The sequence below is a fragment of the Streptomyces sp. cg40 genome, from assembly GCF_050320165.1.
Taxonomy (GTDB): domain Bacteria; phylum Actinomycetota; class Actinomycetes; order Streptomycetales; family Streptomycetaceae; genus Streptomyces; species Streptomyces hokutonensis.
In genome coordinates, this window is record NZ_CP190128.1 from 2,481,882 (window position 1) to 2,502,072 (window position 20,191).

Sequence of the window (20,191 nt, forward strand, 5' to 3'; positions counted from 1 at the left end):
GTGGACGCACGGGCACACCCCCTGTCGGGGCGGGGTGTGCGGGGTGCGTCTACTGCCGCCGGACGCAGTGGAGTGCGAGGGCGGAGCGGCCGTACGGGGAAAGGACGGTGGGCGGGTCCCGGGGTGCGCCGGCGCGGGCGAGGTCCGATGCTGCGACCGGAATCAGGGCGGGCCCGCCGCGGCCGTGCCCGCCGGTGGTGGAGCCGTCGTCGGCTGATGTACCGCCGCGCGGACGGTCCGACGCGTGGTCGATGTGGCCGTCGGAGTGGTGATGGTGTACCGGGGCGCCCGTGAGGCTCTCTCCGAGGTCAACGGTGGTGTCCTGGGCGCACATCACCGCCGGCACGTTCAGGTGCGATCCGTCGAAGGCGGCGGTGTGCGTATGGCCCGAGAGATGAGCGGTGATCAGCAGGACGAGACCAAGCAGCGAGCCGACCCGGCTCACACGCTCGGCGGCCCTCGTAGCACCCCGCAATCCGATCACATGCACACCGTAGTCGATCAGCTACTTTGTGCGACGTTCCGATGACTCGGCGGGGAATGCACCGATACGCCGGGACGCGCACCGCCTCAGTCGTGGGGCGCCTTGCCGCTGACCCGGTGGTCGGCGTGACTGAGCGCCTCCATCACGAGGCGGCGCAGATGCCCGTCGCCGAGGCGGTAGTAGATGTGCCGGCCGTCCCGGCGGGTGTCGACCAGTCCGGCGAGCCTCAGCTTGCCCAGGTGCTGGCTGACCGCCGTGCGTGATGCCTCGGTGCGTTCGGTGAGGGTGCCGACGTCCGACTCGCCCTGCGCCAGCAGCCACAGCAGGTGGAGCCGGGTGACGTCCGAGAGCATCGTGAACACCCCGGTCGCCTCGGCCAGCCGGGCACTGTCCGGGACGCGCAGATGCGCATCGGCCGCAGGTGAGATCGCTTGGCTTTCGGACATGGGGCAAGCCTAGGGCCACCGGGCCACGATGCGGGCACGGGCGGGAAGCGACACCATTCAGCACACATGTGCGCAGGTGCGCACTCTTTGGCTAGACTGGGTGTGCCGAGCCGGTCAGGTTCGCCGTTGCATCGTCATGTCCAGGAGCCGCCGGCATGCTCGCCGTCCTGCGCAACCGCACCTACCGCCACCTCTTCGCCGCCCAGGTCGTCGCCCTGGTCGGCACCGGGCTGGCCACGGTCGCCCTCGGCCTGCTGGCCTACGACATCGCGGGCGCCGACGCGGGCTCCGTCCTCGGCACCGCACTCGCGATCAAGATGGTGGCCTACGTCCTGATCGCCCCGGCGATCGGCGCGGTCGCGGACCGACTTCCACGCCGGGCGCTCATGGTCACCGCGGACCTGACCCGGGCCGGAGTCGCCCTGTTCCTCCCCTTCGTCGACCAGGTCTGGCAGGTGTACCTGCTGGTCTTCCTTCTCCAGTCCGCATCGGCCGCGTTCACCCCGACCTTCCAGGCCGTCATCCCCGACGTCCTGCCCGAGGAGCGCGACTACACGCAGGCACTGTCGATGTCACGTCTGGCGTACGACCTGGAGAGCCTCTTCTCCCCCGCGCTGGCGGCGGCCCTGCTGTCCGTCATCACCTACAACTGGCTGTTCACCGGCACCATGCTCGGCTTCCTCGCCTCGGCGGCGCTGGTCGTCTCCGCCGCACTGCCGAAGCCGATCACCGCGCCCACCCCCGCCGCCGCACCCGCCCCGCGCACCGGCGGCGCGTACGCGAAGGCGACGGCGGGCACCCGTCTCTTCTTCGCCGTCCCGCAACTGCGCGCCCTGCTCGCCCTGAACCTCGCGGTCGCCGCCGCGAGTGCGATGGTGACCGTCAACTCCGTCGTCTACGTACGCGACTTCCTGGGCCTGTCGGCCGCAGTCGTCCCCTTCGCGCTCGGTGCCTACGGCACGGGCTCGATGATCGTCGCCCTGATCCTGCCGCGCGTGCTGGACCGGGTCTCCGACCGGGCGGTCATGCTGGGCGGCGCACTCCTGCTCGGCCTCGTCTTCGCCGGACTCGGCGCGATCACCGCGGCGCAGAGCGGGAGTTGGCGCCGGCCCGCCCTGCTGGGTGTCTGGGCCGCCTTCGGCGCCGCCTGCTCGATGGTCCTCACCCCGACCGGCCGGCTGATCCGGCGCTCGGCACCCGCCGAGCAGCGCACGGCGGCCTTCGCCGCCCAGTTCTCCCTCTCGCACAGCGCCTGGCTGCTGACGTACCCGCTGGCCCGATGGCTCGGCGCGGAGGCCGGACTCCAGGCGGCCGTCGTCTCCCTCGGGGCGATCGCTGTCATCGCGTCCCTGCTGGCCACGCGTCTGTGGCCGGCTCGGGAGCCGGTGACCGTCGAGCACGAGCACACCGGCCTTCACCACGGCCACCCGCACCTCGTCGGTGCCACGCAGGTGGCGGCGGGCTGGTGGCACAGCCACGGCGTCTTCGCCGACGCGTTGCACCCCACCACCGCCACCCGGGCCGCCTCCCACTCCGTCGGCTCCTGACAGCGCCGGTGGGGCCGCGTCGCCCCAGAAGTTCTCCACGAGCCAGATCGCTCCCCACAGCAGGACGGCCAAGGCGGCCAGCAGTCCGATCGCCTGGACGATCCTTCGGGAGACCCTGCGCATCGCGTCCGTCCTCACCCTGGATCCTGCTCTGCTTCTACCTCCCGGCTGGGCGCCCCGCAACGGCCGCCGCCAGCCGGGGCGCGGCGAACGCGGTCCCGCAGGTGAACCGCATCAACGGCCCGAACGTGGCCGCCGCCTGGATACCCGTGAAGTACAGGCCGGGCACGGAGGACTGGAGCCCCGCGTCGAGATGCGGGAAGCCGGCGGTGCGGGTGAGTCCGGCGCGCAGTTCGGGCGCCAGGAAGTCCAGCCCGTCCAGGCGGACTTGGTATCCGGTGGCGGCCAGGACGTGCTGCGCCGCGACCCTGTGTGTGCGGCCTTCGCCGTCCCTGGTGGTGAGCAGGATGCCGTCGCCCTGCCGCCGCGCGCCGGTGATGTGCTCTCCCAGCCGTACGGGGACGACACCGTCGAGGCGTGGCTTGAGCCACCACGACCCGAACGGGCCGAGCACCCGCTTGACCAGCCGCAGCCGGGTGGCGGCGGGCAGGAACCGGAAGGCGGCGGCCTGGTGCACGACCCCGTACAGCCCCCAGGACCGTCCGAGCGGGGTGTCGGGCTGCCAGTGCGGGGCCGGAGTCGGCCCCGCTCCGAACACCAACTTCCCCGCCCGCACCAGCAGTTGGACCCGCACCCCGGCCTCGTGCAGCAGGGCGGCGCTCTCCTGCGCCGACTGACCGGCGCCCACCACGACCACCTCACGCCCGGCGAACGCCGCCAGGTCCGCGTGCTGCGAGCTGTGGGAGACGAGCCCCTCGGGCACAAACTCGGCGAGCGGCTCGGGGACATGCGCGAAGCCGTCCATACCACTGGCCACGACGACGGCCGCCGCCCGGAGTTCCTCGCCCGAGGCGAGCTTGAGGTGGAAGCCGTCGGCCTGCCGGTCGACGCCAAGGACCCGTACCTGTTCCACCTCGGGCACCAACTCCTCGGCGAACCAACGGCCGTAACGCACGAACATCTCGACCGGCACCTGGTCGTGCCCGGTCAGCCGGGGCTCGCCCACTTGCCTGGCGTAGTCGTCCAGCGTGAACCCCGGACGCGGCGCGGACAGCATCGACGCGTTCGGCGGTGACTTCAGCAGCATGCCCGCGGGCATGTTCTCGGCCCAGCTCGCCATCGGCGAGCCGAACACCCTGACACTCAGGCCACGCGCCTTCAGATGCGCGGCGGTGGACAGGCCGTAGGGGCCCGCCCCGATGACGACGACGTTCTTGGACATGATGGGAATTCCCCCCTGGCGCGGCGCAGTTGGGCAGCCCGCGCTCCGGAATGGCATGGCATGAAAGATCGGAACTTCAGATGCACACCGAGAGCCGCCGCATCAGCGGCGGCCGGGAGGAAGGAGAGGGCGGACCGCGCCGGACGACCGTGTCCGCGAGCAGGATCTGGAACGGGACGCCGGGCGCCGGCCCCGCGTACGTGCGCCACCCGGCACGGACAGACGCGGTCAGGTCGACGGGCGTACGGACCGGAGCGAGCAGCCTGCGCATCAGCTCACGCAGGTGCTCCCACTCGCGGCCCGCGACATAGAGCACGCGCCGGCGGCAGGTGTCCACACCGCGCAGCAGCACCGCGCACAGCACGGTCAGCAGCACATGCGCGACCACCACCGGCCAGCCCGCGTGCACGGAGGAGGGCCACACCGCGTGCGCCGGAACGGAGACCGCGCCGTCGGCCCGCACGAACCAGTAGCCGACGACCAGCTGCGCACCGGCCGCCAGCACCAACTGCCGTGCCAGCGGCTTGTCCTGGCCCGCACCCGGCAGCGCGATGCCGAAGAGGAGACACGCGGCGAGAGCGCGCACCAGCCACGAGGGGCTGGAGTCGAACGCCAGATGATGGACCGTGGAGGCGACCGCGGTCCCGAGCACGGAGAACAGCCCCGCCCGGGCAGCCGCCACCGGCACCACCCGCGGCCCCCGGCCGTGGCGGCGCACACCGGGCAGATGCACCGAACCCCCCATGACCCACCCATCATGGGGCGCGGGCCGCGCCCGTGTCACCACCGCGTCCGCCACCGACCTTCGATGTCACGCAGTCGTTCCGGCCGTGCCGGACTGCGGTCGTTCCGGGCGCACACCTTGCACGTACCGCAGCCAGGGTCGTACGCCCCCGCGGCCCCGCACCTCGAAGCCCGCCTCCGTGACGAGTCCGTCGAGGAGGTCCACGCGGTAGTCGGCCATGACGTGTCCGGCGCTCGCGGCGACCAGGTGGCGTACGGCCCGGGTGCGCGGCGGCCGGAAGTCGGCGACGAGCAGCCGCCCGCCGGGGCGCAGGACGCGGTACATCTCCTGGAACGCCGCCGGACGCAGGTCTTCGGGGAGGTGGTGGACGGCGAGGCTGATGACGACGGCGTCGAAGGAGGCGTCGGGCGCGGTCAGGCCCTCGGCGACGCCGGTCTCGTACGAGCAGTGCGCTTCGCGCGTCTTCCCGCGGGCGTACTCGATCACCTCGACGGAGGGGTCGATGCCGAGCACGGAACCTGTGGGGCCGACGGTCCTGGCCATGCGCCGGGCCAGGTAGCCCGTGCCGCAGCCCACGTCCAGGACCCGGTCGCCGGGCCGGGCGCCGCTGAGGCGCGCGAGACGGCCGTACGCGCGCGGGCGCATCCCGCCGAAGCAGATCGCGCCGCACAGTTCGTAGCCCCGCGCGTGGGCGATGGTCAGGCCCTCGGTGTCCGGATGCGGGTGTCCGTGCTGGAGAAGCTGTCCGAGATTCTTCACGATCGAGCCCCTTACTTAGTCGTGACTAAGTCTACGTTCGCAGCTTAGTCGCGACTAAGTAAGGGCGGCAAGAGGCCGTACCATACGGGTGTGAGCGAGTCGACGAAGCAGACGCGGCGGAGCACCGGGCGGGTGCGCATGACCCCGGCCGAGCGCCGGGAGACGATCCTGAACGCCGCCACGGAACTGTTCGCCGACACCGGCTACCAGCGCACCAAGGTCTCCGCCGTCGCAGCGCGCGTCGGTGTCAGCGAACCGGTCGTCTTCCAGAACTTCGGCACCAAGTCCGCGCTGTACCAGGCGGTCCTGGAACGGGCCGTCGCCCACGTCTGCTCGACGCTCGCCGAGGCGGTGGCGGCCGGCCGGTCCGTGACCGACCTGCTCTCCGGATTCCTGGAGCCGGAGCACATGGTCCGCTTCCACTCCAGGGGAGCGCTGGGCTTCCTCTTCGCGGACGCGTTCACCCTGAGCGGCGAGCCCGACCTGCGTGACGCCGTAGGGGCCGCGCACCAGCGTTTCGCCGACACCTTCGCGGAGTTGGTCCGCGAGGGGCAGCGGGAAGGCGTCCTTCGCCAGGACCTCGACCCGGACGCCGCCGCCTGGTGGCTGATGTCCCTGCTGCACGCCCGCACCTTCCGGACGGCCTTCATGCCGGAACAGCAGGCTCTGGAGGGCCAGTTGGTGTCCATGACGCTGGAGACACTGACCGGCCACTGAGTTCGAGTCGTCGTCAGAAGGATGCGCACGATCTCCGCCACGGCCTGGGGACGTTGCCCCGCCGAGCATGTTCGCCTGGTCCTGGGCCACGGCCGATCAGCGCGACCGTCTGGACGGTCCGCGCGATCAGGCGTCGTCAAGACGCGCTTGAAAGGGGGCAAGACCGAGGCCAACAGGAGGGAAAGAGTGACAAGTCGTGCGGTAAGGCCCATGATGGACGAGTTATGGGGGGAACATCGCGCGTTCTCGATGTACGCCGCCGTGGCCACGTGCCACCCGCGGCGGTGATGGCGGTTGTCCGCGCGGGCATGTTCTCCCTGCTGGGGACCATTGTCACGGTGATCGTGCATGACCTGGCCTTCGCGTCGAACCCGTCTCGCCTCGTGAAGGCGCTGGCGGCCTGTTTCCTGTTCGCCGTGGCACTGCCTGGTGCCGGGGGCGACAAGTCGCTCCGTACTCAAGTGCTGTTGGCGTTCGGCTCTCAGGCCGTCATCGGGTACTGGTTAGTCCTCACCGACGACTCTGTCGCGTTCCGCGAACACGGACTGCTGCCGTCAGCCGTTCTCGCGGGCTGGCCCGTGGTCGTCGGCCACATTCTGCTGGCCCTGCTCTGCGCCGTCCTGCTGCATGGCCTCGACGACAGTGTGCGCCGCGTGCTGTACGCAGCCGGGAAGGAGTGGTGCGCGTTGCGCGCACTGCTGCGCAGGCTTCTGGTTCCCGGTTGCACCCCTTACGAAGTAACGGAGTTCGGGGCCGCATGGCGCGTGAGCTCCGGGCCGACGCGGGCTCCCCCGTCATCGGTTCTGCTGGCCGGCGCGGTGGTGCGCCGCGGCCCGCCGCTGCTTCCCCTGCCGTACGCCGTCGCCTGATCCGTCACGGCGGTACCCGTACGGCTTCCGGTGTGTTCACCCGTCCCTGTCGGGGACGGTTCTGTCCGCCATTCCGGCACACGGGTTCCGCGCGAGTCCCGTGGCAGGGGGGAAGTCCTTTGAACCACATGTCACATGCGGCGCGAGCGCTTGCGCCCGTCGTCACGGCGGGCCGTACGGGCCCGTCCACCGCAGCGCATCTGAAGGTCCGAGGCCATGGTGCTGCCCAGGTCCTCGCTGAGCGCGTCAGCGCTCGCTCAAGGCGTACGTACGAGTTGTGCACCGAGCACGGCCGGGCGGCGATGGCGGCCCGGGAAGGAGTGGACCGATGACGGCAGCAGGCAGGGCGAAGTCCGCCGTGAGGTCCGGGGCGAAGCGGCTCCTGGAGCGCGCGGGGTTCCAACTCGTGCGCAGCACCACCCCCCAGGGTGGCGTCGATGACTTCATCCCGTTCGAACCGACGATGCGGGCCGCGCGGGCGGCCGGTCTGTCGGTCGGCGACTACATCGACGAGGTCATGAACGGGACCCCGGGAGCCACCCGGTCCACCGTCGACGAACTACGGGCCCTCGGCGTCTTCGCCGCGATGCCGGACACGGTCCTGGAGATCGGCCCCGGGTCCGGGCGGTACCTGGAGAAGACTCTGAAGGAGTGCTCGCCGACCCGCTACGAGATCTACGAGACGGCACAGCCCTGGGCCGACTACCTGGTGGACACGTTCGGAGTGGTCGCCCAACCGGTGACAGGATTCAGTCTCGACGCGACACCGGACAACAGCGTCGACCTCGTCCAGGCCCACAAGGTCTTCAACACCCTGACCTTCCTCGGCACCTGCCGCTACTTCTTCGAGATGGCCCGCGTCACGCGACCGGGTGGACGGATCGTCTTCGACGTCATGACGGAGACCTGCCTCGACCCGGAGACGATGCGCGTCTGGGCGACGAAGGGCGGCTCCGGGCACGACTCGTTCCCGGCCGCCATGCCCCGCCGCACGTGCGTGGACCTCTTCGCGACGCTCGGCTTCAGCCTTGAGGCCGCCTTCCTGGCTCCCCTGGGCGTGGCGTCCACGGAGATGCTCGTCTTCAAGCAGACGGCCTGACCTACGACAGACCCCTGTCCTTGCCGACCGGCGGGAACGTGTCACGCGGAGCATCAGCAGCTCGGCGTGCACGTCCCCGCCGACCCCACCAGGGCCGTTGACACGCCACGCACCGAACTCGACGCACATCCTCGACGAGGTCCGTGACCGAGCCTGCGCCCAACACCCTTCGACGCCCGTGCAGTTGGACTCCGGCGTGGTGGGGAGATCGCGCATGGGGCATTTGTCGGCTGAAATGCACATGCAGTGGATTACAGGCACTCTGCTGCGAAAGGCTTGTCAAATCCCGGTTTTGAGGACGCTGCCTGAGGAATTCCCGTCGCACGGCGGAAGTTGGCCTCGGCAGTATGAACGGAATGGCGCAGCCTCCCGCTTTACGGAGGCACCGGTGACGCTTCCGGCCAGTGCATGGGCCCGGCTCATGCTGATGGTGCGCCTGACACTGCTGATCACGGTGATCGGGCTGATCTGGATGATCGCGGTAGTCGTGCCAGTCCGCAGACCGAGTCGAAGCCGTGCCCGGTCGGGGCCTGCCCCACGATCATCGGCGGTTGCGACTTCCCACCGGGCAGCAGTTGCGACCGCGCCGAGGACCCGCGAACGCCCCGAGCGCACCACACCAATACCCCCAGGGGGTAAGATGCCCACACGGGCGCCCGGGCGCACGGTGAAGGTGGGGCTCATGGAGATACGGACAGCGCGCAGCGGCGGTTCAGCCGTTCGCCGGCTGTACGGGGTGTTCCTCACCTTGTGCCTCGCGCTGGCCGTGCTCGCCCACCATGAGATATGCGGGATGGGCACCTCGCCGATGCAAGGCGCGGTCCGCGCCGTTCACATGGCGTCGGCCGAGGCAGGGCCCTCCCTCTCGGACTCCGCCCCGCACAGCGCCGACGACAGCGGATGCGCGACGCCCGGGACCCAGCACTGCACCACCGCGAGCATCCCCTCCGTACAGCTCGCCCTGCCAGGCCAGAGCGCCTTCGACCTGTCGGCGGATCTCCTGCCGGCGCTGTCCGGACGCGCACCGGGTGCCGTGGCGAGCAGAGCCCCGCCCGATCTCTCCGTCCTCTCGCAACTGCGCATATAGGCCGCCCTCGGCGGCGCGCGATGTGCCGCCGTCGTTCCGCGACCACATCAGCAGTTACGACACAGAGGACAACACCACGATGAATGGCATCAACCGCCGTTCCATCCTGCTCGCCGGCATGGGAATCGCCGGCGTCGGCGCACTCGCCGCGTGCAGCAGCGGCTCCGACAGCGGCAGCAAACTGGTCAGCCCTACCGCCTCGGCCGTCACCGCCGCCGACATGAAGCGCAAAGCCACGGGGCGACGGCACAAACTCACCCTGACCGCGGCACCCGCCATGATCGACCTGGGCGGCGGGGTCATGCCCAGGACCTGGGCGTTCGACGGCCGGACGCCCGGCAAGGAGGTCCGGCTGTCCGCGGGTGACACCGTGGTCGCCGAACTGTCCAACCAGCTCCCGGACAGGACGACCACATCGATCCACTGGCACGGCATCGCGCTGCGCAACGACATGGACGGCGTACCGCCTGCCGTCCAGACCGCCGTACGGGCCGGCTCCACCTTCACCTACTCGTTCATCGCCCCCGACCCCGGCACGTACTTCTTCCATCCGCACGTCGGCGTGCAGCTCGACCGCGGCCTGTACGCCCCACTGATCGTCGAGGACCCCAAGGAGCCGCTGTCGTACGACGACGAGTGGGTCGTCCTGCTCGACGACTGGGTCGACGGCGTCACCGGCACCCCCGACGAGGTCTTCGCCGAACTCAAGCAGGGCATGGGCAGCATGAGCGGAATGGACATGGGCGGCAGTTCGGCGAGCCCCACCGACTCGGACGACGGCATGGGGAACATGGGCGGGATGGACATGGGTGGTTCCGCGTCCGCGTCCGCTTCGGCCTCCGCCTCGGGCGGCATGTCCAAGAAGTTCATGCTCATGGACGCCACCAGCAGCCTCCTGGGCGGAGACGCCGGCGACGTGAAGTACCCGCACCACCTCGTCAACGGCCGCGTGGCGACCGACCCGGACGTCTACACCGGCAAGCCCGGCGAGAAGGTACGGCTGCGCATCATCAACGCCGGCTCGGACACGGCCTACCGGGTCGCTCTGGGCGGCCACAAACTCACCATCACCCACACCGACGGCTTCCCGGTCCAGCACCAAGAGGTGGACGCCCTCCTGGTCGGCATGGGCGAACGCTACGACGTCCTCGTCACCCTCGCCGACGGGGTCTTCCCGCTCGTCGCCCTGGCCGAGGGCAAGAACGCCAACGGTCTGGCTCTGGTGCGCACGGGCTCGGGCAACGCGCCAAAGGCGACGGTCCGCCCGAAGGAACTCGACGGCATGATCATGACGGCGTCCGAACTGCGCGCCGCCGACGATGTGCGACTGAAGTCAGCCAAGACCGATGTCACGCACCAGATCAGGCTGACCGGCGGCATGGGCACGTACAACTGGGCCATCAACGGCAGGCCCTTCGACATGAAGGATCCCGAGGCGAACCCGATCCTGGTCCGGGAGGGGCAGCGGGTACGGCTCGACTTCGTCAACACCACGACCATGTGGCACCCGATGCACCTGCACGGCCACACCTACCAACTCGGCGCCCTGGGTCCGCGCAAGGACACCACGATCGTGCTGCCCAAGAAGACCGTGTCCGTGTTCCTCGACGCCGACAACCCGGGCCAGTGGATGCTCCACTGCCACAACGCCTACCACGGCGAAGCCGGGATGATGGCGAACGTGGCCTACCAAGCCTGACATCCGGGCGGCACCCGGGACAGCGACAGTCCCGGGTGCCGTCCTGCCAACTCGCGGCGATTCAGCTGACGTTGACCGCCGACCAGGCCGCCGCCACCGCGTTGTACTCCGTGGAACCGGAGCCGTACAGGTCGGCCGCCGCCGAGAGGGTGCCCGAGCGGGCACCCGAGTAGTCGGTCGTCGACGTGAAGTACTCGGTCAGCGCCTTGTACCAGATCTGGAGCGCCTCGGCGCGGCCGATGCCGGTGACCGTCGAACCGTCGTACGTCGGCGAGTCGTAGCTCACCCCGTTGATCGTCTTCGAACCGCTGCCCTCGGACAGCAGGTAGAAGAAGTGGTTCGCGACGCCCGACGAGTAGTGCACGTCCAGGTCGCCGACCGAGGACGACCAGTAGTCCGCCGAGCCGCCGTCCTTGCTGGGCTGGTCCATGTAGCGCAGCGGGGTGCCGTCGCCGTTGATGTTGATCTTTTCGCCGATGAGGTAGTCACCCGGGTCGGACGAGTTGGCGGCGTAGAACTCGACGCCGGTGCCGAAGATGTCGGACGTCGCCTCGTTGAGACCACCGGACTCGCCCGAGTAGTCCAGCCCGGCCGTGTTGGCGGTGACGCCGTGGCTCATCTCGTGGCCGGCCACGTCGAGCGAGGTCAGCGGGTGGGTGTTGCTGGACCCGTCGCCGTAGGTCATGCAGAAGCAGTCGTCGTCCCAGAAGGCGTTGACGTACGAACTGCCGTAGTGGACACGGGAGTAGGCGCCGACGCCGTCGTTCTTGATGCCGCTGCGACCGAACGTGGCCTTGTAGAAGTCCCAGGTCTCCTGGGCGCCGTAGGCGGCGTCCGCGGCGGCGGTCACGTCGGTGGTGGAGCTGGACGCGGCGCCGGTGCCCCAGGTGTTCGTGGTGTTGGTGAACAGGGTGCCGGTGCCGGAGCTGGTGGTGTGCTTGAGGTTGTACGTCTTGTGGCCGCCGCGCGAGGCGTCGGTCAGCGAGTACGTCGTGCCCGACAGCGTGGTGGTGAGGCTGACCGTGCCCGAGTACAGGGTCTTGCCGGTGCCGGTGGCGTTCTCGATGCCCTGGTACTCGAAGAGCTTCTTGCCGGTGGCCGCGTCGGTGATGACGTGCAGCTTGTTCGGGGTGCCGTCGTCCTGGAGGCCGCCGACGACCGTCTCGTAGGCGAGGACGGGGCTCGCGCCGCCGGCCCAGATGACCTTGCGGGCACCGTCGGCGGCGGACTTCGCGGAGCCCAGCGTCCTGGCGGCACTCACCGCCTGCTTCTCGGCTCTGGCCGCGGTGATCTTCGGCGTGACGGTGGCGACCTTGATGGCCGCCTTCGTCGCCTTGGTCACGCGCTCGGTCCTGCCCGTCTTGCTGGTGGCGACGACCAGGTCGCCGCCGAGGACCGGGAGGCCCGCGTAGGTCCGCTCGTAGCGGGTGTGCACCGTGCCGTCGACGTCCTTGACGACGTCCTTGACGACCAGCTTCTCCTTGGTGCCGAGACCTATCTGCTGGGCGGTCGCGGCGACGTCGGCCTGGGCCTTCTGGATGAGCGAGGCGCGAGCGGCGTCGGACAACGCGGCGGGTGAGCCGGCCGTGCGGGCCGCGGCCAGGGACCCTGCCGGGGCCGGGGCAGCGGTCGCACCGGTGGTCAGACCGGTGGTGAGGAGGGCTCCGGCGGCAACGGCGGTCGCGATGGCCAGAGTTGTGCGCTTGTGGCGCGCGTAGAGGGGGGTCACGCAAGCTCCTTGGTGGGGGGAGCCCGGTCGGCGTGGGGGCGCCGGCCGGGTTGGATGTGACGTTGCTGAGCTCGTGCGGCGGGTGGAGTGAGAGTGACATTTGCGACGCGTACATGTCATGACTCCTTGAGTGATGTTGGTTGAAAATTTGCTGTTCGGTTAACGTCGCGGGAATGTGAACGGGCGCTGCCCCGGAGGGGGGAACTCCGGGGCAGCGCCCTGCTGTTGCACCTCGGCGCACGGTCTGCGGGAACGCCCTCTTACAGCTGGTGAACCTGATTCCGGGCCAACGACACTCACCCGGCTCGCCGCTGTGCGGACGGAAACCGGGGACGGTGCGCGCGAGTTGGGTTCAGGGCCTGCTGGCGGCGTAGAACGGCATCGAGTCGAGCTGGGCAATCTCGATGTTCTTGCCGGTGCGCGGGGCGTGGATGGCCTTGCCGTCGCCGATGTAAAGACCGTTGTGCTGGCTGTCGTTGTACCAGTAGATGATGTCGCCGGGCTGCAGGTCCGCCTTTGCCACCTTGCGGCCCGCGTCATACATCTGCTTGACCGTGCGCGGCAGCGAGACGCCCGCCGACCGCCACGCCGCGCCCACCAGGCCTGAGCAGTCAAAGGAGTTGGGGCCGGTCGAGCCCCACTCGTAGGGCTTGCCGAGCTGGGCGTACGCGAACTCGATGGCGGTCTTCGCGCGACCGCCGGCCGGACCGTTGTAGCTCGCGGTCGCGTCACTGGTGCCCGCGGCGGCGTCCTCGCGCTCCTGGGCGGCGGCCACCTTGGCGCGCTGTTCGGCGGTCAGACTGTTCAGGAGCCTGCGGGCCTTGGTCAGCTTGGCCTGGACCTCGTCCTTCTTCTCCTTGGCCTTGGTGCGCGCCTCCTTCAGGGCCTCCAGCCGTTTGGCGGCGTCAGAGCGTTCCTGGGTGAGTTCCCGCTGCTTGCCCTGGAGCGCCCGCAGGGCGGCGGCCTGCCGGTCACCGGTGCGGCCGAGCACCTCGGCCTTTTCGAGGTAGTCGTCGGGGTCGCTGGACAGGAAGAGCTGCACGCTCGCGTCGATGCCGCCGGTGCGGTACTGCGCCGCCGCCAACGGGCCCGCCTGCTCGCGCAGTTCGTTGATCTCCTGCTGCTTGCGGGCGAGTCGTTCCTGCGCGCTGTCGACCTCGTCCTGCAACTTCTGCTGCTGCTCGCGGATGCCGTTGTACTCCTCGGTGGGAGCCTCGGCCTCCTCGTAGAGCTTCGCCACCTGCTTGCGCACCTCGTCCGCCGAGGGCTCCGGGGCCGCCTGACTCTGCGTCGGCAGCAGGCTCACCGCGCCGGCGGCGATGCCGAGCGTGGCTATCCGGGCACGGCCGGGCGGCTTGGGCCGACGGTGGGTTCCCATCGTGGGGTGACTCCTCTGCGCGTGGTCGACCGAGGGGCGGGCGCGGTATCGGCCGGGACAAGCAAGCGCGTTAGAACTTAGTAGCTTAGTAGTAGCGGTCGCAAGTGAGTCCGAAATCCAGTGGACTTGTGCGGGGTGGCCGTCAGCCGAGGCCGGGCGGACAGGCGACGAGCAACGGCAGGAGCGGAACCACCACGGCCAGGACTGCCACGGAGACCCAGAGTGCGGGGTGAGCGGTCGCACGAGGGCCGAGGACTCGCCTGAGGCGGATCAGGACCGTGTGCCCGCCCGCCGCGAACGCGCCCTTCGGCGTGCGGGCCGCCGCCATCGCGTACATCGCCGTGGCCAGCGCGTCACCGGAGTATCGGCGCAGCGCACGGTCGTCGGCGACCATCTCCAGCAGGAGCGCGGTCTGTTCCCGGGCGTGACGGGCCAACGGCAGCCCGCGGAACACCGATTGGAACGCCTCCACTGCGGCCAGGGCCAGATGATGGCGCCCCGCGATGTGGCCCCGCTCGTGTGCCAGTACGGCACCGAGCTGTTCCGGCGCGAGTTCACGCACGGCCGCGTCACTGACCACGATCCGGGGCCGACGGCCCGGCAGGCAGTACGCGGCGGGGACGTCGTACGGCAGGACGGTGGCACTCAGCCGGGCGGAGCGGCGGCCGACCAGGTCCACGGCCGCGCGGTGCCGCGTCCGCGCGCGGCGGGCTCGTACGACGTGGAAGGTGAAAGCTGCGACCGAGGTGAGCCCGAGGGCGACGGGCAGGGCGACGGCGAGCCGGTCCGCCGCGTGGGGATCACGCTCGCCCGTACCGGCTCCCAGTCCGCAGGAGTGCAACAGCCCCACCAGGCCCGCTTCCAGGTGCTCGGCCGGCATGGCCAGGTTGTGCGCGGTCAGCGCGACCCCGATCGAGAACGAGATCAACAGGGCCTGCCACACCGCCACCGCCAGGGCCGGGGCCCGGTGCGGCCAGCCCGCGCGCAGGAGCAGGCGGGGAGCGATGAAGCCGACGGCTGCCGTGTAGCCGACCAGGACGGGGACCGCGTTCACTGCTTCGCCTGTCGTCCCACGTTCCGCAGAGCCTTGCGCAGGGCGGCCACCTCGTCCTCCGACATGTTCTCGACGAAGTGGACCAGTGCGGCGGGGCGGTCCTTGCTCTCCCCCAGTCCGTCCTCCATCAACGCGGCGGCGTACGCCTCGCGGCTGCGGACCGGCGAGTACAACCAGGCCCGCCCCTGCTTGCCACGCAGCAACCACCCCTTGCCGTAGAGGATGTTGGTGACGGTCATGACGGTGGTGTACGCGACGGGACGGGTCCTGTTGATGTCGTCGACGACCTCGCGCACCGTCGCCGGACGGCTCCACGTCCAGAAGCGATCCATGATCTCCGCTTCGAGATCCCCCAGCCGCCGCATGCGTCCGACTCCCTTTCGCCGCCATGTACGTAAGGCCATAGTAGAAGGCTGACGCCCTCGACCACATAATGATCAAGTCCGGGTCATAGGGGGGTTCGGCGCGTATGTCCCGTGTGTGCCGCCCCGGCTGGGTACCGCATATGGTGCCGGTGGTGGTCCTCCGGGCGGGATTGTCTTCATTGCCGGGTAAGGCAGTTGCTGCTCGCCGCCGCGCAAGCCTGGCCAAGGTCATCGCCACTCCGTTCACTGGCACCGTCTTGTACGGGCTGACCTTCGCGCAGGTCTTGGACTCGTCGGCCGTCAGGGCGATGGCGTCGGAGGCGGCTGCCCGGGGGGCGGCGGAGTCGGGGGCAAGTGGCCGACCCGTGGTTCAGGGCGTACCCCTCGGACCAGACGGTTGCGCGGTATAGCAATTGTCGTCGTTTCCGACGGAGCGCACTCCCCCTTCCTCGGCCCCCGACTCCGATCGGGAGAGGCCCTGTTCGAGGTCGTCCAGTGCCCGGCGGGCCGTGGCGATGCGTTGCAGAAGAAGTCCGCGGTCCTCGTTCTCCGCCGCCCGCGGGCCCCTGCGCGACGGCTCGTCCTGCTCCGTCGCACGAGCGTCGTCCAGGGACGTGAGGACCACACCGATGAGGACGTTGACCAGGACGAAGGACGCGAGGAGCACGTAGGAGGCGTAGTAGAGCAGGCTCCAGCGGGAGATCTCCAGGCCGGTATGGACGGCGTCGCCGATGCCGTCCAGGGTCATGAGGAGGAACAGAGTCAGGACGGCACGGCCGATGGAGCCGTAGTGCTGGGGGTCCTCGTGACTGAAGAAGACCCAGCCGACCATGGCGTAGACGTACAGCACCAGCCCGCCGACGAGCAGGAAGCTCAGCGTGCCGGGCAGGCTGCGAGCCACGGCGACCAGTACGACCCGGAGTTGGGGCAGGAAGCGGGCGGTGCGCAGGACGCGAGCCAGGCGCAGCAGGCGTAGCACGGTGGTGTTCTCGCGTACGACGGGCAGGAAGGCGCACAGGACGACGGCGAGGTCGAAGAGGTTCCAGGGATCCTTGGCGAAGTCCCGGGGGCGGTCGACGTGGGCGGCCAGGCGCAGCAGGATCTCGACCGTGAAGGCAGCCAGGCAGGCGTGCTCGGCCAGCCGTAACCAGTGGTGCCAGTCGGCGGCCAGCCCCGGATATGTCTCAACGCCGAGCAGGGCGGCATTGGTGAGGATGACGGCGAAGACGGTGAGGGCGAACCAGCGGGCCTCCGTGACGGTGCGACAGCGGCCCGCCAGTTGCCGGCGGGCGGATCGAAATGCCGTCTCGGCTCCGTTGTCGTGCTGGTCTTGCATCCTGCTGTCTCCGCTCCCTCGCGCAGGCTCTCGACCCCGCCAACCGGACTGGGTGGCGGGGCTGTTGAGCGATCACTCTTCAGGAGAGACTTCTACAGCACTGTAGATTTTGGTGTGCGGCCGGGACTGGTGCCGGCCTGGACGCTCTTGTCGACCGGAACACCGAACTGTCGGGCACGCGACATGCACACGTATGCCGACGCCAGCGTCGGCGAGCCCTCACGGTTACGCCTCCTGGGGATGCAGCAGGCGTGCGAGCAGGTCGTCGAGGGTGACCATGCCGGTCAGGGTGCCGGTGGCGCCGCGGACCACGGCGAGTGAGGCTCTGTGCCGACGGAGTTGCTCGATGGCGTGGCTGACCGTGTCCTGTTCGGTCAGTTCCGGTATCGGGCGGGCCAGGTCCCGGGCCGTGACCGTGCGTCCGCGGGTGCGGGCGATGAGCGCGTCGCGGGCGTGCACGGAGCCGAGGACGCTCGTTCCGTCGCGCACCAGCAGGCGGCTGCGGTCGTGTTCGGCTGCCAGGGCGAGGATCTCGTCCACGTCTGCGCCTGCGGGAACCGAGTTGATCCGGCCTGCGGGGATCTGGAGGGCGCCGACCGGGTTCTGCGGCTCGGTGAGTGAGCTGGTGAGCAGTTCCGAGTCGGTCTCGCTGATCAGGCCGAGGCGCTTGGACTCCTCGACGAGGTGGGTGAGTTGCTCACGGTTGTGAACCTCGGCGAGTTCGTCGCGCGGGGTGACCCGGCACAGCCGTACCAGCGCGTTGCTCGCGCGGTTGAGGAGCGAGAGCAGTGGACGCGCGGCCTTCACCACGGCGCGGAAGGGCGGGGAGAGGAGCATCGCGGAGCGCTCGGGGTGGGCGATGGCCCAGGACTTGGGGGCCATCTCACCGACCACCATGTGCAGGAACACCACGACGACCATGGCGACGGCGAAGGAGACGCCGTAGCTTAGCCCGCTCGGCAGGCCCAACGTGTGCAGCAGCGGGTCGAGTTCGTGCGAGATCGCGGGCTTGGACACCGAGCCGAGGCCCAAGGTGCAGATGGTGATGCCGAGTTGGGCACCGGCCAGCATGAGGGACAGCTCGCGCATGCCCGCCAGGGCCGCCTTCGCGCCGCGCTGTCCCTCGGCCGCCACCTTCTCCATGCGGTGCCGCTTCGCGGCCACGAGCGCGAACTCGGCCGCCACGAAGAAGCCGCTGCCGATCAGGAGCAGGACGGTGACGAAGAGCGCCATCGGGAAACTCATGCCTGCTCCTCCGCCCGCGACTTGGCCGGCCGCTCGATCCGGACGCGCTCGGGGACGTGGCGGTCCAGGGTTCGTACGTCGATCACCGCGTGGCCGTCGTCCGGCAGTTCGACGGTGAGTTGGTCGCCGATCGCAGGGAAGCGGCCCAGCCGGTCCACGATCAGGCCGGCCACGGTGTCGTAGTCGTCCTCCTCGGGCAGTTCGATGCCGGTGGCCTCGGCCACCTCGTCCAGGCGGCGGCCGGCGTCCACCAGCCAGCCGTCCCCGTCGGCGACGGCGAGTTCGGTGACCGTGTCGGACTCGTCCGCGATGTCGCCGACCAGTTCCTCGGCGATGTCCTCGTAGGTGACGATGCCCGCCACTCCGCCGTGTTCGTCCAGGACGACGGCGTACTCGTCGTCCTGCCTGCGCATCTGCTCGACCGCGTCCGGCAGGGGCAGGGTGTCGGGCAGCAGCAGGGGGCGGCGGGCGAGGGCGCCGGCGGTCGTGGTCGTGAGGCGGTCGGCGGGCAGTCGCATCAGCTCGCGCACGCCGAGCACGCCGGTGATGTCGTCGGGGTGGTCGCCGAGGACAGGGTAGTTGGAGTGGCCGTGCCGGGCGATGAGGTCGACCGCCTCGGCCGCACTCGCGTCCTTGCGCACGAACACGGCGTCCGCGCGCGGCACCATCACCTTGTCGAGGGTGCGCTCGGAGAACTCCAGGGCGTGGTCGAGGAGTTCGGCGGTGTCCTTGGGCAGCTCGCCCTGTTCGTGGGACTCGCCGATGAGGTGGCCGAGTTCCTCCAGGGTGGCGCCGTGGTGCAGTTCCTCGACGGGCTCGATGCCGACCTTGCGCAGCAGGCGGTTCGCCGCGCCGTCGAAGACCCGGACGAGGGGGCCGACGACCTTGAGGTAGGCGAGCGTGGAGGGTGCCAGTGCCTTGGCCAGTCGTTCCGGGACGGCGATGGCGAGGTTCTTCGGGGCCAGTTCACCGAGCACCATCTGCACCACCGTGGCGCCGACGAAGGCGAGGACGACGGAGATCGCGCCGACGGCCGCGTCGGGCAGGCCGAGGCCGGACAGGGCCGGCTTGAGCAGCGCGGACACGCTCGGCTCGGCGATGAAGCCGACGACCAGACCGGTCACGGTGATACCGAGCTGCGCGCCGGACAGCATGAACGACAGCCGTTCCAGGACCTTCAGCGCGCGTGCGGCCTTCTTGTCCCCGGCCTCGGCCTCACGGGCGAGGGCGAGCCGGCTGGCGGAGACGTAGGCGAATTCCTGGGCGACGAAGTAGCCGGTGCCGGCGGTCAGCACGAACACGGCCAGCAGGCCCAGGGCGGCGGTTGCGGCACTCATCGAACACCATCCCACCGTGTGCCGTGCTCACGCTTGCCGTGGCGGGATGGTCGGGGACTGTGCCCCGAGGGGTCCGTCGATCTGGCGGACAACGTCTGTGCTCCTCTGATGATGGTCGGATCCGTGGAACGATTCTGGACACATCCGGGTTCCCCAAGCCACCGGGAGCCGCGCGCCGGACCGGTCGGAACGCAGCGAGAACCCGCCGCCCGCGCACGAGGATGGGAATGGGGACGGGGGCAGGCGGGCGGGCAGCGGGTGCTTGGGGCTGCGTCAGACGTTGACGCCGAAGTCGGACGCGATGCCGGCCAGCCCGGAGGCGTAACCCTGGCCGACCGCGCGGAACTTCCACTCGCCGCCGTGCCGGTACAGCTCGCCGAACACCATCGCCGTCTCCGAGGAGGCGTCCTCCGACAGGTCGTAGCGGGCGATCTCCCCGTTGTTCGCCTGGTTCACCACCCGGATGAACGCGTTGCGGACCTGCCCGAAACTCTGGCCGCGCGCGTCCGCGTCGTGGATGGACACCGGGAACACGATCTTGTCGATCCCGGCGGGTACGGCAGCGAGGTCGACCTTGATGGACTCGTCGTCGCCCTCGCCCTCACCGGTGAGGTTGTCGCCGGTGTGCTCCACCGAGCCGTCCGGGCTGCGCAGGTTGTTGTAGAACACGAAGTGCTGGTCGGAGACGACCCTGCCGGACGCGTTCAGCAACAGCGCCGAGGCGTCCAGGTCGTAGTCCGCTCCCGTCGTGGTGCGCACGTCCCAGCCCAGACCGATCAACACCGCGCTCAGCCCCGGCACTTCCTTGCTCAGCGACACATTGCCGCCCTTGCCCAGGGAAACTCCCACCGCTCATTCCTCCCGACTGCGCGCCGTCCGTACGTCACTGGATTCCAACGCGGAGCCTAGCGCGACAGTTCCCATACTTGCGCAACAGCTAAAGTGACATCACC

General features: G+C 69.9%; 19 protein-coding genes. 6 read left to right on the forward strand and 13 right to left on the reverse strand.

The window, feature by feature from the left end:
* Positions 1 to 49 precede the first annotated feature (49 nt).
* Positions 50 to 484, reverse strand: a complete 435-nt coding sequence (locus ACQHII_RS10955) for a hypothetical protein (protein ID WP_427919108.1) — start codon at positions 482 to 484, stop codon at positions 50 to 52.
* A gap of 86 nt (positions 485 to 570) precedes the next feature.
* Positions 571 to 930, reverse strand: a complete 360-nt coding sequence (locus ACQHII_RS10960; RefSeq protein WP_427919109.1) for an ArsR/SmtB family transcription factor — start codon at positions 928 to 930, stop codon at positions 571 to 573.
* Positions 931 to 1,085: 155 nt separating this feature from the next.
* Between ACQHII_RS10960 and ACQHII_RS10965 the strand changes: the two genes are divergently transcribed.
* Positions 1,086 to 2,477 (forward strand): MFS transporter, encoded by a 1,392-nt coding sequence (locus ACQHII_RS10965; protein WP_427919110.1) that lies wholly within the window; start codon positions 1,086 to 1,088, stop codon positions 2,475 to 2,477.
* 157 nt (positions 2,478 to 2,634) lie between these two features.
* Here ACQHII_RS10965 and ACQHII_RS10970 read toward each other — a convergent pair whose 3' ends face one another.
* The 3 genes from ACQHII_RS10970 to ACQHII_RS10980 form a co-directional block, all read right to left on the reverse strand.
* Entirely contained in the window at positions 2,635 to 3,819 is a 1,185-nt protein-coding gene (locus tag ACQHII_RS10970; RefSeq protein WP_427919111.1) for an FAD-dependent oxidoreductase, read from the reverse strand.
* A 76-nt stretch (positions 3,820 to 3,895) separates the two neighbouring features.
* Positions 3,896 to 4,564 (reverse strand): hypothetical protein, encoded by a 669-nt coding sequence (locus ACQHII_RS10975; RefSeq protein WP_427919112.1) that lies wholly within the window; start codon positions 4,562 to 4,564, stop codon positions 3,896 to 3,898.
* Positions 4,565 to 4,630: 66 nt separating this feature from the next.
* Positions 4,631 to 5,323, reverse strand: a complete 693-nt coding sequence (locus ACQHII_RS10980) for a class I SAM-dependent methyltransferase (RefSeq protein ID WP_427919113.1) — start codon at positions 5,321 to 5,323, stop codon at positions 4,631 to 4,633.
* 90 nt (positions 5,324 to 5,413) lie between these two features.
* Between ACQHII_RS10980 and ACQHII_RS10985 the strand changes: the two genes are divergently transcribed.
* The 5 genes from ACQHII_RS10985 to ACQHII_RS11005 all read left to right on the forward strand — a co-directional run bounded on the left by ACQHII_RS10985 (position 5,414) and on the right by ACQHII_RS11005 (position 10,794).
* A complete protein-coding gene (locus ACQHII_RS10985; RefSeq protein ID WP_427919114.1) occupies positions 5,414 to 6,040 on the forward strand; it encodes a TetR/AcrR family transcriptional regulator in 627 nt (208 codons plus the stop codon).
* A gap of 269 nt (positions 6,041 to 6,309) precedes the next feature.
* Entirely contained in the window at positions 6,310 to 6,909 is a 600-nt protein-coding gene (locus ACQHII_RS10990) for a hypothetical protein (protein ID WP_427919115.1), read from the forward strand.
* Between the two features lie 328 nt (positions 6,910 to 7,237).
* Positions 7,238 to 8,008 carry a methyltransferase domain-containing protein gene (locus ACQHII_RS10995; protein WP_427919116.1) on the forward strand — a complete coding sequence of 257 codons (771 nt, stop codon included), beginning with the start codon at positions 7,238 to 7,240 and terminating at the stop codon, positions 8,006 to 8,008.
* Between the two features lie 682 nt (positions 8,009 to 8,690).
* Positions 8,691 to 9,095: a hypothetical protein gene (locus tag ACQHII_RS11000; RefSeq protein ID WP_427919117.1), complete on the forward strand. Its 405-nt coding sequence runs from the start codon at positions 8,691 to 8,693 to the stop codon at positions 9,093 to 9,095.
* Between the two features lie 79 nt (positions 9,096 to 9,174).
* Positions 9,175 to 10,794, forward strand: a complete 1,620-nt coding sequence (locus ACQHII_RS11005; RefSeq protein WP_427919118.1) for a multicopper oxidase family protein — start codon at positions 9,175 to 9,177, stop codon at positions 10,792 to 10,794.
* 61 nt (positions 10,795 to 10,855) lie between these two features.
* Here ACQHII_RS11005 and ACQHII_RS11010 read toward each other — a convergent pair whose 3' ends face one another.
* From ACQHII_RS11010 to ACQHII_RS11045, 8 genes are all read right to left on the reverse strand, one after another.
* Entirely contained in the window at positions 10,856 to 12,523 is a 1,668-nt protein-coding gene (locus tag ACQHII_RS11010; RefSeq protein ID WP_427919119.1) for a M4 family metallopeptidase, read from the reverse strand.
* A gap of 352 nt (positions 12,524 to 12,875) precedes the next feature.
* A complete protein-coding gene (locus ACQHII_RS11015) occupies positions 12,876 to 13,901 on the reverse strand; it encodes an NlpC/P60 family protein (protein ID WP_427919120.1) in 1,026 nt (341 codons plus the stop codon).
* 142 nt (positions 13,902 to 14,043) lie between these two features.
* On the reverse strand, positions 14,044 to 14,955 hold the full coding sequence (locus ACQHII_RS11020) for a M56 family metallopeptidase (RefSeq protein ID WP_427919121.1): 912 nt from the start codon (positions 14,953 to 14,955) through the stop codon (positions 14,044 to 14,046).
* The gene (locus ACQHII_RS11025) at positions 14,952 to 15,320 is read right to left on the reverse strand and encodes a BlaI/MecI/CopY family transcriptional regulator (protein ID WP_427919122.1); all 369 of its coding nucleotides are present in this window, start codon (positions 15,318 to 15,320) and stop codon (positions 14,952 to 14,954) included. Before ACQHII_RS11025 ends, ACQHII_RS11020 begins: the two co-directional genes overlap by 4 nt.
* A gap of 370 nt (positions 15,321 to 15,690) precedes the next feature.
* A complete protein-coding gene (locus ACQHII_RS11030; protein ID WP_427919123.1) occupies positions 15,691 to 16,656 on the reverse strand; it encodes an ion transporter in 966 nt (321 codons plus the stop codon).
* A gap of 225 nt (positions 16,657 to 16,881) precedes the next feature.
* Positions 16,882 to 17,901, reverse strand: coding sequence for a hemolysin family protein (locus ACQHII_RS11035; RefSeq protein ID WP_427919124.1), 1,020 nt, complete (start codon positions 17,899 to 17,901; stop codon positions 16,882 to 16,884).
* Positions 17,898 to 19,238, reverse strand: a complete 1,341-nt coding sequence (locus tag ACQHII_RS11040; protein WP_427919125.1) for a hemolysin family protein — start codon at positions 19,236 to 19,238, stop codon at positions 17,898 to 17,900. Before ACQHII_RS11040 ends, ACQHII_RS11035 begins: the two co-directional genes overlap by 4 nt.
* A gap of 273 nt (positions 19,239 to 19,511) precedes the next feature.
* Positions 19,512 to 20,087 (reverse strand): TerD family protein, encoded by a 576-nt coding sequence (locus ACQHII_RS11045; protein WP_427919126.1) that lies wholly within the window; start codon positions 20,085 to 20,087, stop codon positions 19,512 to 19,514.
* Positions 20,088 to 20,191: the final 104 nt, after the last annotated feature.